The organism is Runella sp. SP2 (genome assembly GCF_003711225.1).
Classification (GTDB): Bacteria; Bacteroidota; Bacteroidia; order Cytophagales; family Spirosomataceae; genus Runella.
On sequence record NZ_CP031030.1, the window covers coordinates 4,666,674 to 4,683,054 of the forward strand.

General features: G+C 45.1%; 17 protein-coding genes. 6 read left to right on the forward strand and 11 right to left on the reverse strand.

Annotated elements, in window-relative coordinates:
- Complete coding sequence (locus DTQ70_RS18660; RefSeq protein ID WP_122932210.1) at positions 1-297, reverse strand: hypothetical protein; 297 nt, start codon at positions 295-297, stop codon at positions 1-3.
- A gap of 35 nt (positions 298-332) precedes the next feature.
- Here DTQ70_RS18660 and kdpB point away from each other — a divergent pair, with 35 nt between their 5' ends.
- The 5 genes from kdpB (at position 333) to DTQ70_RS18685 (ending at position 7,020) form a co-directional block, all read left to right on the forward strand.
- Complete coding sequence (gene kdpB, locus DTQ70_RS18665) at positions 333-2,375, forward strand: potassium-transporting ATPase subunit KdpB (RefSeq protein WP_122932211.1); 2,043 nt, start codon at positions 333-335, stop codon at positions 2,373-2,375.
- Positions 2,376-2,392: 17 nt separating this feature from the next.
- A complete protein-coding gene (locus DTQ70_RS18670; RefSeq protein WP_122932212.1) occupies positions 2,393-2,956 on the forward strand; it encodes a K(+)-transporting ATPase subunit C in 564 nt (187 codons plus the stop codon).
- A 21-nt stretch (positions 2,957-2,977) separates the two neighbouring features.
- Positions 2,978-4,051, forward strand: coding sequence for a porin (locus DTQ70_RS18675; RefSeq protein ID WP_122932213.1), 1,074 nt, complete (start codon positions 2,978-2,980; stop codon positions 4,049-4,051).
- Positions 4,052-4,055: 4 nt separating this feature from the next.
- Positions 4,056-5,186 (forward strand): sensor protein KdpD, encoded by a 1,131-nt coding sequence (locus DTQ70_RS18680; RefSeq protein ID WP_122932214.1) that lies wholly within the window; start codon positions 4,056-4,058, stop codon positions 5,184-5,186.
- A gap of 136 nt (positions 5,187-5,322) precedes the next feature.
- Positions 5,323-7,020 carry an ATP-binding protein gene (locus tag DTQ70_RS18685; RefSeq protein ID WP_122932215.1) on the forward strand — a complete coding sequence of 566 codons (1,698 nt, stop codon included), beginning with the start codon at positions 5,323-5,325 and terminating at the stop codon, positions 7,018-7,020.
- Here the strand turns inward: DTQ70_RS18685 and DTQ70_RS18690 are convergent.
- The 3 genes from DTQ70_RS18690 to DTQ70_RS18700 form a co-directional block, all read right to left on the reverse strand.
- Positions 7,002-7,715, reverse strand: a complete 714-nt coding sequence (locus DTQ70_RS18690) for a hypothetical protein (RefSeq protein ID WP_122932216.1) — start codon at positions 7,713-7,715, stop codon at positions 7,002-7,004. The genes DTQ70_RS18685 and DTQ70_RS18690 overlap by 19 nt on opposite strands.
- A 122-nt stretch (positions 7,716-7,837) precedes the next feature.
- Positions 7,838-8,683, reverse strand: coding sequence for a LytTR family DNA-binding domain-containing protein (locus DTQ70_RS18695; protein WP_122932217.1), 846 nt, complete (start codon positions 8,681-8,683; stop codon positions 7,838-7,840).
- 39 nt (positions 8,684-8,722) lie between these two features.
- Complete coding sequence (locus DTQ70_RS18700; RefSeq protein WP_122932218.1) at positions 8,723-9,727, reverse strand: Gfo/Idh/MocA family protein; 1,005 nt, start codon at positions 9,725-9,727, stop codon at positions 8,723-8,725.
- 254 nt (positions 9,728-9,981) lie between these two features.
- Between DTQ70_RS18700 and DTQ70_RS18705 the strand changes: the two genes are divergently transcribed.
- Positions 9,982-10,710, forward strand: a complete 729-nt coding sequence (locus tag DTQ70_RS18705; RefSeq protein WP_122932219.1) for an energy transducer TonB — start codon at positions 9,982-9,984, stop codon at positions 10,708-10,710.
- Here DTQ70_RS18705 and hemJ read toward each other — a convergent pair.
- From hemJ to DTQ70_RS18740, 7 genes are all read right to left on the reverse strand, one after another.
- Positions 10,707-11,246, reverse strand: a complete 540-nt coding sequence (gene hemJ, locus DTQ70_RS18710) for a protoporphyrinogen oxidase HemJ (RefSeq protein ID WP_122932220.1) — start codon at positions 11,244-11,246, stop codon at positions 10,707-10,709. The two genes, DTQ70_RS18705 and hemJ, sit on opposite strands and share 4 nt — an antisense overlap.
- 11 nt (positions 11,247-11,257) lie before the next feature.
- On the reverse strand, positions 11,258-12,721 hold the full coding sequence (locus DTQ70_RS18715; protein WP_122932221.1) for a lytic transglycosylase domain-containing protein: 1,464 nt from the start codon (positions 12,719-12,721) through the stop codon (positions 11,258-11,260).
- 78 nt (positions 12,722-12,799) lie between these two features.
- Positions 12,800-14,254 carry an Asp-tRNA(Asn)/Glu-tRNA(Gln) amidotransferase subunit GatA gene (gatA, locus tag DTQ70_RS18720; protein WP_229600158.1) on the reverse strand — a complete coding sequence of 485 codons (1,455 nt, stop codon included), beginning with the start codon at positions 14,252-14,254 and terminating at the stop codon, positions 12,800-12,802.
- Between the two features lie 155 nt (positions 14,255-14,409).
- Complete coding sequence (locus DTQ70_RS18725; protein WP_028524216.1) at positions 14,410-14,610, reverse strand: twin-arginine translocase TatA/TatE family subunit; 201 nt, start codon at positions 14,608-14,610, stop codon at positions 14,410-14,412.
- Between the two features lie 179 nt (positions 14,611-14,789).
- Positions 14,790-15,230: a YkvA family protein gene (locus tag DTQ70_RS18730; protein WP_206019537.1), complete on the reverse strand. Its 441-nt coding sequence runs from the start codon at positions 15,228-15,230 to the stop codon at positions 14,790-14,792.
- Positions 15,231-15,312: 82 nt separating this feature from the next.
- Positions 15,313-15,843, reverse strand: a complete 531-nt coding sequence (locus DTQ70_RS18735) for a YfiT family bacillithiol transferase (protein WP_122932222.1) — start codon at positions 15,841-15,843, stop codon at positions 15,313-15,315.
- Positions 15,843-16,349, reverse strand: coding sequence for a cupin domain-containing protein (locus DTQ70_RS18740; RefSeq protein WP_122932223.1), 507 nt, complete (start codon positions 16,347-16,349; stop codon positions 15,843-15,845). The genes DTQ70_RS18735 and DTQ70_RS18740 overlap by 1 nt, the downstream gene beginning before the upstream one ends.
- Positions 16,350-16,381 lie beyond the last annotated feature (32 nt).

Below are 16,381 nucleotides of genomic sequence, written 5' to 3' on the forward strand. Positions count from 1 at the left end.
TTATTCCAAAGTTTTCAATTTGCGCTCTACCAATTCAATTGCTTTTAAACATGCCCTCCACTCCATTTCGTCATCTTCTTTCTCAAACAAACCAACCTGGCTGATTGAGTCAAATTTTTCTAAAAATGACTGAAAATCCATTCCGTACTTATGTTCAAACTCAGTTACTTCCTGCTGATATATTGCCATTTCGGCACACAAAACTTCCTTGGCTTTCTCCAAGGCAAACATTTCTACAGAATCATACCCCAATTCATTTACTGTGGCCACTAATGCTTCGGTCTGCTGAATAGACATAGCTAAATAATTTTTTATTCAAAATTACAAAAAATATGAAACGTTCTCAATCTTCCTCTCTCTTGCAGGGAGGAATGGCCAAAACCGCTCTGATAGAATCTTTTATCAAACTTAATCCCGCTGTGATGTTCCGAAATCCCGTCATGTTTACGGTCGAGTTAGGAACGGTGGTGATGTTTTTTGTTTGCCTCCAAATCGCTTTCGGAGGCGACACTACCCAGGGTAGTCTAACGTACAACTTCCTGGTGTTTGCCATCTTGTTGCTTACCCTTCTTTTTGCCAATTTCGCAGAAGCCTTGGCCGAAGCCCGTGGAAAAGCCCAAGCCGATAGCCTCCGTAAAACCCGCGAAGAAACGCCTGCGAAAGTCATTCGTCCTGTAGGAAATATGAAGGTCAATGAACAACAAATCATCCCTTCTTCGCAATTGAACAAAGGTGATATTTTTGTCTGCGAAGCAGGCGATATCATCCCGTCTGACGGTGAAATTATCGAAGGACTCGCAACCATCGACGAATCGGCCATCACGGGCGAATCGGCTCCTGTGATTCGGGAAGCAGGTGGCGATAAATCGTCCGTCACAGGAGGCACCAAAGTTCTCTCAGACCATATCAAAGTAAAGGTAACGACTCAGCCAGGGGAGAGCTTTTTGGACAAAATGATTGCATTGGTGGAAGGTGCTTCCCGTCAAAAAACGCCCAATGAAATTGCGCTCACGATTCTTTTGGCAGGTTTCACGCTCATTTTTGTGATTGTGTGCGTCACCCTCAAACCTTTTGCGGATTATGCCAATACACCTATTCCCATATCGGCCTTTATCTCGTTGTTTGTCTGCCTGATTCCCACTACAATCGGCGGTTTGCTCTCCGCGATTGGGATTGCAGGAATGGATCGCGCCCTCCGCGCCAATGTCATTACCAAATCGGGAAAAGCGGTGGAGACAGCTGGCGACGTGGATACACTCTTATTGGATAAAACAGGAACCATCACCATTGGGAACCGTAAGGCCACCCATTTTTGGCCAACCACAGGCATTCAAAATGAGCATTTTATCACTGCTGCTCTTTATTCCTCGCAGTCCGACGACACCCCCGAAGGTAAATCCATTGTTGAGTTGGCTGGCCCCCTAACGCTGCGCGGGGCTACGGGGGAATTTATCCCGTTTACGGCCGAAACTCGCTGCTCAGGAGTCAACTTACCCAACGGCCTCCGCATTCGTAAAGGTGCGCAGGATTCCATTCGCCGATTGGTAGAACAAGCAGGCAATACCTTCCCCGAGGATACGGCCGTAAAAGTTCGCGAAATTGCATCCAACGGAGGAACTCCGCTGGTGGTTTCCGAAAACGAGCGCGTACTAGGCGTCATTGAGCTGCAAGATGTGATTAAACCTGGTATTCAAGAGCGTTTTGAACGTCTGCGCAAAATGGGGGTAAAAACCGTGATGGTAACGGGCGACAACCCACTCACGGCCAAATACATTGCTCAAGTCGCGGGTGTAGATGATTTTATTGCCGAAGCAAAACCCGAAGATAAGATGAACTACATCCGCGCCGAGCAAGCCAACGGTAAGCTGGTGGCTATGATGGGCGATGGTACCAACGACGCCCCTGCCCTCGCCCAAGCTGACGTAGGTGTGGCCATGAACAGCGGAACCCAAGCCGCCAAAGAAGCTGGAAACATGGTGGATTTGGACAACGACCCCACCAAACTGATTGAAATTGTGGAAATTGGAAAACAGTTGTTGATGACCCGAGGAACACTCACAACTTTCTCCATTGCCAACGACGTCGCCAAGTACTTTGCCATCGTGCCTGCCTTGTTTATGACGTCCATTCCTGCCCTGCAATCGCTCAACATCATGCACCTCAGTAGCCCTGAAAGTGCCATTTTATCGGCGGTTATTTTCAACGCAATCATCATCCCGATGCTTATTCCGTTGGCATTAAAAGGGGTAGCTTACAAGCCGATTGGGGCAAGCGCGCTACTTCGTCGAAACCTGCTAGTTTACGGTTTGGGAGGACTTATTATTCCTTTTATCGGCATCAAACTCATTGATTTATTAGTGGGGAGTCTTGTTTAAACAATTATTCTAAAAAGATGAGAACGCACTTTTTTTCTGCCGTTATTATGACCCTCGCCACCTTTGTGCTTTTGGTCGTTATTTATCCTTTACTCGTTTGGGGAGCGGCGTTTGTAGCTCCCGCCCAAGGCCGTGGCGAGACAATTTCTGCCAACGGCCGGGTGGTTGGTTTTGCCAAAGTGGGTCAAAAATTCACTCATGATACCTATTTTTGGTCGCGTCCTTCGGCGGTTGAGTACAATGCCGCTGGTTCGGGAGGTTCCAACAAAGGTCCTTCTAACCCCGACTATTTAGCCCAAGTACAAGCACGTATTGACACATTTTTAGTCCATAACCCTTCCGTTCAAAAAGCAGAAATTCCTGCCGAACTCGTTACGGCTTCGGGCAGCGGACTTGACCCTCATTTGTCGCCCCAAGCAGCCTTCGTTCAAGTTGCTCGCATTGCCAAAATCCGTCATCTGTCAGAAGCACAAGTAAGAAATCTTGTTCAGGCACATACCGAATCCCCCTGGCTTGGGTTGTTTGGCCCCGACAAAGTCAATATTTTAGCACTTAATATCGCATTAGACCAGTTGAAATAGGTCATTTTTCCAAAAATCAAGATGAAATCGTTTTTAATCGCTCTATTGTCAGGCTTACCCCTGTTTTGTCTTTTTGCGCAACATGACTCTACGTCCAAGCTTAACGTGAGTGGCTACGTAGAAGCCTATTACAGCTATGATTTTAATCAACCTGCTCGCAATGAGCGCCCCTCGTTTGTCTATAGCCACAACCGCCACAATGAGTTCAACATCAATTTAGGTTTTGTAAAAGCGGCCTATACGTCTCAACAATTACGTGCAAATCTAGCACTTATGGCAGGAACTTACCCCAATGCTAACTTAGCGGCTGAACCTGCCACTTTACGCAACATTTACGAGGCGAATGTTGGCATTAAACTCTCCAAAAACCGACAACTTTGGCTCGATGCGGGTGTATTTTCGTCGCACATTGGTTTTGAAAGTGCCATTTCGAAGGATTGTTGGGCTTTAACCCGCAGCCTCATGGCCGACAATACGCCTTACTACGAAACGGGGGTAAAAATTGGCTACACTTCCCCCAACGAAAAATGGTTGGTGTCGGGATTGATTCTCAACGGCTGGCAACAAATGCGTCGCCCCGACGGAAATACGCGGCTGGCAATAGGTACGCAAGTAACGTTCAAACCCACCGCAAACGTCACGCTCAACTCTAGTACTTTTTTGGGAGGTCGCCCCGACGACTCTAACCGAAACCGTTTCTTTCACAATTTTTACGGGATTGTTCAGTTGACTCCCCAATGGGCCATTATCGCAGACATTGATTATGGAATGGAACAACGGCAAACAAGTTCCTCAAAGTACGACGCGTGGAGCAGTTGGGCGGTCATTCTCAAATACCAAGTACACCCCAAATGGGTCATCGCGGGTAGGGCCGAAAACTACACCGACAAAACGGGGATAGTTATTGCAACAGGAACGCCCAATGGGTTTGTTACCAACGGTTTTTCGTGTAACGTTGACTTTGTGCCACTTCCCAACGTCGCGTGGCGGGTAGAAGCTAGAAACCTGAATAGTAAAGATGCCATTTTTGAGAAGCACGGAACGGCCACCTGTCAAAATTTTACATTGACCACCTCTTTAGCACTTTCTTTTTGACCTTATGCCCTCTCAACCACCCGAACCCAACGCGGCTTATTTCCTCGACCTGATTCAGAAATCAAAGCGAGGGAAGTTCAAAGTATATATTGGCATGAGTGCGGGCGTTGGCAAAACCTACCGCATGTTGCAAGAAGCGCACACGCTTTTGCGACACGGCGTCAATGTTAAAATCGGGTTTGTCGAAACCCACCGCCGCCCCGAAACCCACGCTTTGTTAGAAGGACTTCCGATGATTCCACACCGTACCGTTTTTTACCGTGGCAAAGAATTAGAGGAAATGGACGTGCAGGCCATCCTAAACCTGCATCCCGAAGTCGTAGTGGTGGATGAGTTGGCGCATACCAATATTCAAGGGTCAAAAAATGAAAAACGCTGGCAAGATGTAGTCGATATTCTCAATGCGGGCATCAATGTCATCTCGGCCGTCAATATTCAGCATTTAGAAAGTCTCAACGAAGAGGTGTTTAACATTACAGGCATTGAAGTAAAAGAGACCGTACCCGACAGCCTTTTGCAGCAGGCCAACGAAGTGGTAAATATTGACCTCACCGCCGATGAACTTATCACGCGGCTCAAAGAAGGCAAAATCTACGATAAATCGAAGGTGGAGACGGCGCTAAACCATTTCTTTCAGGCCGAAAAAATCTTGCAGTTGCGAGAGTTGGCTCTCAAAGAAGTAGCCTCCCAAGTGGAGCGAAAAGTGGAAACCGAAGTCGTTCAAAAAGTGGGACTTCGTTCCGAACGATTTCTGGCCTGCATCAGTTCTAACCACGAAATTGCCCGCAAGATTTTACGCAAAACAGCCCGTTTGGCCAGTTATTACCAAGGGAAATGGTGCGTTCTTTACGTGCAGACCACCAAAGAGGATGCCGATAAAATCGGCCTAGCCGCCCAACGTCACCTCATTAATAATTTTAAATTGGCCACCGAACTAGGCGGCGAAGTCGTACGTATAAAAAGCAACGACGTAGTGCAAACTATTTTTGAGATGGCCCAGAAACAAAACAGCACGAACATTTGCATCGGCAAACCGCACGAGGGTTTTTGGAGCAGCATAACGGGAAACTCGCTCTTTCATAAATTGCTCCAAAAAGTAGCCGACAAAGACATTGATTTAATTGTTATCAGCTAAAAGGTCAGACGATAGTCAGACCAAAACCGCAAGAAAGGTCAGACGGCAGTCAGACCAAAACCGCAAGAAAGGTCAGACGATAGTCAGACCGAAATCGTTGGTCTGACTATCGTTTGACCCTAATAGAACCCTCTCCATGAAACTCAAAGCAAAACTACGCCTAGCGCTTGGCTTTTTATTTGTCGTAATACTTCTCCTTGGCGGGCTAGGCGCTTGGTATCTGCAAAAACTTTCCCAAGAAGCCCAAGGGATTTTAAAAGATAATTACATTTCGCTTGAGTACGCTCGCGCGATGCGTGGAATCATCGACGAAAACAACTGGAAATCCGAAGATTTTCAATCGTTTAATGAAGCCCTCCTTCAACAAGAACGCAACATTACAGAGCTCGGGGAAGGAGAAAGCACTCGACAAGTTCGCAACCATTTTAATGCGTTTCGGACTACCCGAGACAGCAGCCGTATTGGGCTTATCAACAAACAGCTGAATACGATTGTACAACTCAACATGCAATCCATTTTTCAAAAAAACGAACAGGTCAAAAAAATGGCTGACGAAATCTATTCCTACTTGGTTTTCATCGCCACGTTTTGTGCACTCATTGCCTTTTCGTTTATTATTAACTTCCCTCGGTACATTTCTGACCCAATACAGCAGCTTACCGAAGGTTTACGCGAAATTACCCGCAAAAACTACGAACCACGCCTAGGCGTAGAACGCAACGACGAACTAGGCGAAATGGCCAAAGCGTTCAATCAAATGGCGCAAAAGCTCGATGAATACGAACACAGCAGTTTGGCGAGGGTTTTGTTTGAAAAACGCCGTACCGAAACCATCATCAACCAAATGAACGACGCCATCATCGGGCTAGATGAGCACAATCATTTGTTGTTTATCAACTCCGTAGCAGCCACCATGCTCGGGCTTGATGCCGTTCAAATTGTAGGAAGATACGCCCCCGATATTGCCCTCAAAAATGACTTACTTCGTACCCTTCTCAACGACGAACCGACGGCCAAACCACTCAAGATTTTCGCCAATGAACGCGAAAGCTATTTTTCAAAAGAAACGTTGGAAGTCACCAATGAAGAAAAACGTTTGGGTAAAGTCATCGTTCTCAAAAACATTACGCCGTTTCATGACCTCGATCAAGCCAAAACCAATTTTATTGCCACCATTTCGCATGAGCTTAAAACCCCCATTTCGAGCATCAAAATGAGCTTAAAACTGCTCGAAAACGACCGCATTGGCAACCTTAACGGCGAACAAAAACTACTTGTCACCCAGATTCAAGAAGACAGCCAACGATTACTCAAGATTACGGGCGAATTACTTGATTTATCGCAAGTAGAGACGGGCAATCTTCAACTCAATTTTAGGAGCGTTTCGCCCACCGAAATCGTAACTCCCGCCGTGGAAGCCCTCCAGTTTTTTGCCTCCCAAAAACAGATTGACATTCAAGTACAGGTTCCATCGCCTCTTCCTTTGGTTCAAGCCGATTCGGACAAAACCACTTGGGTATTGTTAAACTTTCTTTCCAACGCCATCCGTCACAGTCCCGAAAAATCAATTATTGAAGTAGAAGTTAAACCTAGCACAAAAGCCAATTACCTTGAATTTTCGGTCAAAGACTTGGGCAAAGGCATCGACCTCAAATACCAACAACGGGTCTTTGAACGCTATTTTCAAGTACCCTCCAACAGCCAGAGCAAAACAGGTACGGGACTCGGGTTGGCTATTTCCAAAGAGTTTATCGAAGCCCAAAAGGGAAAGATTGGAGTAGAGAGCGAAATTGGTCTAGGCAGCCGATTCTGGTTTCAGCTTCCTGTGGCATAAATACGCCGAATCACCACCAAATGCGCCCAAAGTACCACAGGAACCACAAATCCTGGTAACCAAATGAACGATGATTTGAATACACCGACATTGGGCTGAGTGAAATTTAGTTGCTGAAATGGCAAAGGCGCCGAAAGAATGGCCATCCCTACAATGTTGATAAGCAATCCTAAAGCCAGCAGGTTCCACCCCAATACAACCCAGCGAGGCGGTGTGCCACGTTGAAGATACCATACAAGTAGTGGTGCAGTAATACCCGCCAAAATATCCCAATTATAACCTTTAAATGTCATCATTTGGGGGATTTGATGTTCCAAAAACAAATACCAAAGTGATACTTCTACCGCTACTCGAACGGTATGCAGCCACGTTAACGATTTCAGCGGAAGTTGGTCAAGAAAATACCGCCCTTGACGGGTTAAAAACAGGGAGGCAACGAATGCTACTGGCGGGACTATAATCACCAAAAAGCGCGGAGGCTTGGCATCCAACTGCACAAAAAAGGGTGTTTGGGCAAGCCCCCAAAGCATACCCAACCACGCCAAACCCAGCACCAAAAAGTAGGAAGCAATACGCTGTGAAACGGTGCGCAACAGGCGCCAAAGAAACCATCCCAAACAGATAACTACGCCCCCAAAGGCCCAAGAAAGTCCATCAGAAATGGGAATAGGAAAGAAATGAAGATTAGGCTGCATTGTCCAACGAACGGTTAAAGTCTGGGCGTCATTACCCACCCAAAGTAACCGCAGTTTTTGGCAAAGTGTCGAGCAGATTTATCCTTTAAAAAACGAATGGTAGCGATTTTGGGGATGAATGGTCAGGTGGAAACAGCTTTTGCTAGCCATTTTTTAAACTCGCCACTTCGATAGCGGCTCACCACCACCTCTTCAGTGGCATCCGCTTGTCGCAATGCTGGTACTAGCGAAACTGTTAGCTTCCGATTGGCTTCTTCCTTTACCGCTTTTATGGCATTAACACAAACTATAAATTGGCGACTAATCACAAAAAAACACGTATAAACACCCAATTGCTCAGACAACACTACCAAAGAGGCATAACTTGTTGTGTGTTTGCTGCCATCCGCTTTAACTAATAAAATTACCCCACCTGAAGAATAAAAATAGGCTATATCTACTGGTTGTAACATCAATTGCCCGTGAGGCGTAGCTATCAGAATCAACCACTTTTGTGATACCTCTAGTAGTTTTTCGGGAAACACACTCTTTCCGTTTTCAGTAGAAAAATTCGTGTTTTGCCAATAAATCGTTCGGAGTAAATAGAGGGAAATATAAGCCCCGTTCACAATGATTGCAATGGTAAAACAAACGATTGTCCCCGTAAACAGTAACGAAAATGCAGGCCAACGCCCCACATACACCCGCTGTGCCAGTGGAAAAACAAGTATAAACGTCAGCAATGTTGCACTTCCATTAAACGCTAATTGGCGAACAATTCGCTTCAATGGGTTGATATAGAATGGATGCGATGCGTCTAACCACCAAAACAAACGCAGATTTATTTCCCAACACGAAAGCATCACCGTAGCAACTGTCAGAAAATAAGGCCATGGAAAAAAATAGCCTGCTTGCCACGGGAAGCTCTTGGTAAACACCAAATGAGATGCCACGAAAGCAGCAATAGGCACAAAAATACGCCTTGCCATCCAGTCTTGCCACCTCGATACTACCTTTCCACTCACAAATCAAATCTTAAACGGTCTTGTGGGTACATCATCGTGGTCTTCGTAAACCAACTCCATGGTATTACGAACAGCGTCCAAAATTTGAATTAGGTTCAGGCTATCCCGCAATGTCCACCAATCACTTTCTTTTCTTCCTTCCCTCAAACAAGTATTTACTTCTTCTATCTCATATTGGTAGCCCCACGTCGGACGATCAAAAGTGAAACGCTCGGTTGTCCCATCTTCGTATTTGACCGTAAATGCCTTGCTTTCGTGCCAACGAGGTTCAATAAAAATCATGCCTTTTTCACCATAGATAACCGCATCAGAAGTCGTTTCAGTCCTAAAAGTACAGCTTAAAAAAGCAAAACTACCATCGCGATAGGTCAATGTCATCCCAGTGGACTCATCCACTTTTGTTTCGGCAAACGTACAATGCGACGCAATTTCGTAGGGCATCCCAAAAACTAAGTATGCCAAAAACACGGGATAAATACCAATGTCAAGCAGCGCTCCTCCGCCAAGGTCTTTGTTGTAGGCACGTTGCGTCAAATCTTGATTTGCCCGAAAACCAAAATCCGCTTTTAGGCCCATCACTTTTCCAATGGCCCCCGACTCAATGATTTCGAGCATTTTATGGGTCCATGGCAAAAAGCGCGTCCAAAAGGCTTCCATCAAAAAAGTATCTCTAACTCGTGACGAGTCCACCATCGTCTCCACCTGCAACTTATTCATCGCAAACGGCTTTTCGCACAGTACAGGAATATTTGCGCTTAGACAAAGTAACGTATGTTCGAAATGAAACACGTGCGGTGATGCAATATAAACCACATCTAGCTCAGGGCAAGCCACTATTTCGTCGTAGCTACCATAGGCATATTTAGCCCCGTATTCATTGGCAAATGTTTCCGCCCGTCCTTTGTCGCGCGATGCAACTGCCGTCAGAACCGCTCCTTCGACATGCTTTAAATCTTGCGCAAATTTATGCGCAATCCGCCCTGGCCCGATTATCCCCCAACGTATCATAATCTTTCTTTTAGTCTGTTTTTATTAATCTTTTCGTATAGATACGCAAAAAAAGGCAGTTCGATGCTTACAAAATCATATTTTGTTCAGTTTTTGTATTGAAATATACTTTTAACGTAACAAAATGACAGGTACGAAGGATGCTACCTATAAACTAGCGACGTAATTTTTGAGCACGTTTTACCCCCTCCCCTTTTAACGCAATTTTTAAATACATTTTTCGTTAAAAAGACAACTAAGTTTTATTGCTTAATATGAACAAATTATTTCAGCTTATTTTGTTTTTGGGGACGTACCACTACTGTTTCGGGCAGTCCGATACAATCACCGTTTTTTACGACAAAGATTGGAATAAAGTTGTCTCTTTGGCAAATGCTTCTTTCTACGGAAAGGTATATGAAAATGACATCGGATACTGGGTAGCTAACGATTATTTCCTAAATGGGAAACTACAAATGACGGGTACCTACCTTGATTCTACTTTACAAACTAAACAAGGAGAATTTATTTGGTTTCACGAAAATGGCCAAAAGAAAACAATTGCTCACTACTGGAACAACCGCCTTACTGGCGAGTATTATGATTATTACGACAATGGGCAAATAGACACCTATCAATTATTTGACAATTTTGGTCAACTGAAGGAGAGTTCTTATTATAAAGAAGATGGAAGTAAAAGCCTCATGGAAATGCCTCTTTTTCAGGGGCAAGACCACATGTTAGCAGGAAATTTTCTGAGCAGCAACGTCAAGTACCCGAAATACGCCCGAAAGAGAAATATTCAAGGAAAAGTAACCATTCGCATTGAAATCAATGAGCAAGGAATCGTTCAAAACACGCAAGTACTAAGCTCACCCGATGCTTCATTGTCCAAAGAAGCATTGCGGGTAGTTATGCTAATGACCGATTGGACTCCCGCTAAAAGAGATGGAGAACCCGTTACTATGGCGCTCAATATTCCCATCAGTTTTACGCTTGATTAGTTTTTCTCCCGTCGTTTCTTGTACGCCTTGGCAAACATAAACAACAGTACGCCAAAAGCCAGTACTCCGCCAAAAGCATATAGAAAATTGAGCGTGTCGCGCAAAACCGCCAACAACGCAATACTTACCAAAAAGAGTGTAGGAAGCTCATTAAGAAGCCTAAATTGGAAGGAATCAAACGGGTTTTTGCCTTGCTCCAATTGCACAATGATGCGTTTGCACCAAAGGTGATAAACCGTTAGTAAAATCAAAATCGCCAACTTAACGTGAAACCAACCCATCTGCCAATAGCCTGGGTTGAGCAAGGTCATCGTGAGGCCGCATGTCCAGGTGAGCATCATGGCGGGGTTACAGATAATTTTATACGCCCGCCATTCCATGAGGTTAAACTGCGCCTTAAACGCCTCTCGAAGCTCGGGAGTAGGCTTTTGTTCGGCTTCTGCATGATATACAAACATCCGTACCAAATAAAACAAACCCGCAAACCACGCTACTGCCCCTACAATGTGGAAGGCTTTAAAATAAAAAAGTGCCATGTATGATGCTGTTACCCTACAATGAGTTTCTGCCCTTTACGAACAGTATTACTTTTTAATCGGTTGATTTTTTTCAAGCGACTGATATTGATTCCATAACGTTCGGCAATGGTCGAAAGCGTATCGCCTGGCTGAACGCGGTGGTAACGAATCTTAATTTTCGTCTTTGTATCCGATGCCAAATGCGCTGGCGCACTGGCGTTTTTGGCGGTCTCTTTGAAGACAATCAATCGCTTACCACGCATGATACTATTGCCCCGCAAATGGTTCCAGCGTTTTAGGTCGTACGTATCTACCCCGTAGCGGCTTGCTATTTTCCCGAGTGTCTCCCCTCGACGCACCGTGTGGTACATTTTCCGCGTTTGGCGCGTAATGATGGTTTCAGGATCTTCATTTTCGTCGCCCGCTGCAACCAACCCACCTACTTTTTTGATAGCACCAGCACTATCGGTAGTTTCCTCCCCGTTGGCTGCCAATAACATACGGCTTTGGAAGGGTGATTTCGTCGCTGAATCCCAAATAGCTAGGCGATTTTCTTGAAAAAAGTCAAAATTATGGCTCGGAACACGGAGCACGTATTCTTTGGTAGTTGCAGGAAGTTCGGTGTTGATAACTTGTGGATTAAGTTTATAAAACTCATCCAACGAAATATTGCTTAGTTTGGCAAACGTATGCAAATTGACATATCCCGATACTTGAATCGTGTCAAAAAGCATGGGATAATCGGGGGTTTCCGCAAAAATACCGTGATCGGCGTGGTAGTGCATCAAGTAGGTCATGGCCACAAATTGAGGCACATAATGGCGCGTTTGTTTGGGCAAGAAATTATAGATTCCCCAGAAAGTACTTGAACCTGAGCGGCGCATCGCCCTTTTTACATTGCCTGGCCCTACGTTATAAGCGGCCAAAGCCATTTCCCAGTCGCCAAAAGCACGGTGAAGACGTTTCAAATACACACAAGCCGCTTCGGTTGATTTTACGGGGTCAAACCGCTCGTCGATGTAGTCATTTTGCTTCATCCCGTACTCACGACCTGTTGCAGGCATAAATTGCCACAACCCGCCTGCTCCTGCGTACGAAATAATACGTGGGTTTAGCCCCGATTCAATCAGTGACAAAAATTTCAACTCGCGCGGCATCCCGTGTTTTTCCAGCATCTGCTCGTACAACGGAAAGTACAAGTGCATTTGCTCTAGCATTCGCTTCACAAAGCTCGGCTTGCGGTAGATAAAATACTCCACAAACTGATGCGTTACCTTATGATAACGGAGTGGAATGATGTTTTCCAACTTAGCAAGACGTTCGCGTACAAGCGCTTCCGACACCGTTGAGTCGGCCATTGCTTCTATTTGAATTTGTTCTTCCACTACGTTGGTGTCAGTCTCTACTTCTTGTGCACGGGCACCCTCGCTTGCTCCAAGCCAACACATCCCCGCTACCAGTCCCATGCCCACAATTCGCTTCAATTCCATCATCGTTCCGTTGTTTTCTCGTTAGGTTTTACATCTTTTTTGTTCGTTTTTCAATGGCTATTTTATCGCTTATGTTGAGTATTAGTCCAAAGAACTTACTGGTTCTTTAGCAACTATGTATTTTGAGAAAGCCAGTAAATCAGCCTCTCCAAAAGGTTTTCCTAGCACTTGAAGTCCCATAGGCAGCCCCTGCGCATCGGTTCCTGCAGGAATCGAAATGGCAGGATACCCAATCACATTTGCCTGTACCGTAAAAATATCGGCCAAGTACATCTGTAACGGATCTTCGGTTTTGTCTCCAATCGGGAAGGCCGTTGTTGGCGTAGTTGGCATTACCAAAAAGTCATATTTCTTAAAAAGCTCATCGGTCTGATTTTTTACCAAACGACGTACTTTTTGAGCTTTGGTATAATACGCATCATAATAACTCGCACTGAGCACAAACGTACCAAGCATGATGCGTTTTTTTACTTCTTTACCAAAACCTTCACTGCGCGATTTTTGGTAAAGTTCCATCAAATCCATGGGAGTTGCCGTACGGTGACCGTAGCGCACGCCGTCAAAACGAGATAAGTTAGAACTTGCTTCTGCCGTGGTAAGAATGTAGTAGGTAGGTAAGATATACGAAAGTAGCGCAAAATCTATCGGTTCTACTTCATGCCCTTGCTCACGTAGCCAGTCAAGTTTGGCTTGCATCGCCTGGCGAATTTCGGGCTGTAACGCTTCACTTTCTACGCCTTCTCGCAAATAGGCTACTTTTTGTTTTTGAACCGTCGTTTCGGCCACTGCTTGTGTGAAAGAAGGCACAGGCAGCTGCGACACTGTACTATCAAAACCATCCGCTCCTGCCATGATTTCTAGCAAAAGAGCGGCATCATCTATGTTCTTGGTGATTGGGCCTATGCAATCAAACGACGAGCCGTAGGCAATCAGCCCCCAACGTGATATACGTCCGTAGGTAGGTTTTAGGCCAACAAGCCCACAAAAAGCCGCAGGTTGACGCACCGAACCACCCGTGTCTGAACCCAATGACGCCAAGCACATATCTGCTTGGACTGCCACTGCCGAGCCTCCCGACGAACCACCAGGAACGCGGGATGTATCCGCAGCATTACGAACAACCCCAAACGCACAGCTTTCGTTGGAAGAGCCCATGGCAAACTCATCGCAGTTTTGGCGGCCAATAATGATTGCATCTTCGGCCAATACCCGCTGCACAGCAGTGGCGGTAAACTGCGATACAAAACCGTTTAAAATAGCGCTTCCTGCTTGTAATCCGTGATTTTGATAGCACAGAACGTCCTTGATTCCGAGTACCATTCCCGCTAGGCGTCCTGCCGTTCCTGCCGCAATTTTTTGGTCAATTTCTTCTGCTCTTTGCGTCGCTTCTTGGTCATACACCGCCACAAACGCATTCAAGACTGGATTTTTTTCCTCTATGTTTTTCAAATAATACGCCACTAGCTCACGGCACGATACAACACCCGAACGGAGGTCGGTTTGAATTTCACTAAGAGAGGTATAATGATAGCTCACAATCAATAGATTACCGCCAACGAACTTGGCATTAAATTGGGATTGGTACAAAACAAAAATCGGCAGTAGTCCGAAGGCTACTGCTGATTTTCAGCTAAATTGTCGTAAAAAAGCCTTTTTTCGGCAACATTTCCCCGAAAATTAGCGGGCAGACCTTAGCGACTTTCGTCAAGTCCTTTTTCGATGTTTTCTTTCACTTCCTTAGAAGCTTCTTTGAATTCACGAATGCCTTTTCCTAACCCTTTCATCAACTCAGGAATTTTCTTTGCGCCGAAAAGTAACAACACGATAAGAGCAATGAAGATGAGTTCTTGTCCACCCAAGCCCATGATTAAAAAAATTGAAAGCGTATTCATTTTGAAAATGCGGTTAGTGATTTCTCTAAATTGTTGGTTTTATACATCGCTGTACATTCAAGCAATGTATTGATTACAGTAATAAAACGAAATAGGACTGTTTATTTACCGTTGATTTTCGATTTTTAACCCTATTTTAAGGAATCTTTTGGCAAAATTAACAACTATTTCGCAGATTATCAGCCAATCGTGATAGTATTTCGTTTTGACTCCCACTCACGAAAAGCATCAAGGTCGTCGCCAATGGCATTAAACAACCAAACAACCAAGGCAATGTCATCGGTCAATCCTACAATTGGTAGTATATCAGGAATGACATCAATTGGTGACAAAAAATACAGCAACACCGCAATAATGCGGGTCAGCGTTTTCCACGGTACTGTTTTGTATTCCCCTTTAACATAGGCTTTGAGCAAACGTACCAATAACATCACTTTTTCCCTAAGGGAATCATAGGTATCACCTTTTAGCGCATTAGTTTTGTTTAATACTTTTCCTAAAAGCTCTAAAAGACTACCCGCATTGCGAGCATAACGCCCTGCTTTACCAGTGGCGCTTTTAAAAAATACAGACTTCAATACCCTAACTAAGATATTGTCAGAAGTGGACGCGGAAGGCATTTTGGTACTATTAATTGGGTGTTAATTTATTTACACCCTCATAAACGTAAAAATGGTTGAAAAGATTTGCTAGGCGCATATCTTATTTCCAACCTTCTTTTATACAAAGCTGGTTGATATGCTCATAATGGTGCTCGCTGTGCCAAGCGTACAGCGCTGCTACTTCGCGCAGCGGGAATACCCGTTTTGTTTCTGGGTGAAAATAGGTACGTTCCCAATCGGAATCAGTCAGTGAGTTGAGTAGCATTACCCAACGCAAATGCACGTATTTCAGCAACTGCAATGACCACTCCACAGGCGCACCTTTTCCATCGGACAATTCGGCCCACAAGGCTTCTTCGTAGGGCTTAATTGCGGGATTATTCTCGGTCAAAGCCAACTTAAAACGAATGTAGGCATTCATGTGACTATCGACCACGTGATGAACCGTTTGGCGCACCGTCCAGCCTTCGGGGCGGTAGGGTGTTTCTAATTGTGCCTCATTAAGTACATTCACTACATTAAATAACTTTGAAGGCAGCGCACTGATTTCCTGAATATGCGCTTGCGTTTCGGCCGCCGAATAGGTTTTTCCAAACTCAAAACGACCAATGGGGTATTTTAGCTTTTCCATTATCTTCCAAAATCATCTTGTACACGTACGATATCATCTTCGTCTGAAGGGTTTTCGGGATCGGTATGTTGCCAAATTTCGGCCAAGACACCCCATTCTGACAACCCTACAAGGCGGTGACGTTCTCCTTGACGCAAGGTAATCAAATCACCTGGCTGGTACGACTGCACCTGCGTTTCTTCGTCGGTATCGCTTTTCACAACCCCTACTATTCCTGACACAACGCGCCAAATCTCTGCACGACGGTGGTGATATTGCCACGACAAACGTTTCTCGGGCGCAACGAGTAGTATTTTAGGGCTTAATTTTTGCGTAATTTGAATGCTTGACAGCTCAACGGTCGGGAAATAGGTGGCGGCAAACTGCGGCGTTTGGTCTTCGTTAATGACAAAAAAACCTCCCCAAGGGCGGGTTTGATCTTGCTTAACAATGCTAAAACCTTGCTCGGCCAGCTGCGCAGCGATGGTTTCAACTACTTCTAACTTAGTGGGGATGAGGTTTTCCATGAAAATTTGCTTGGGTAAGCCGTAAAATTAGA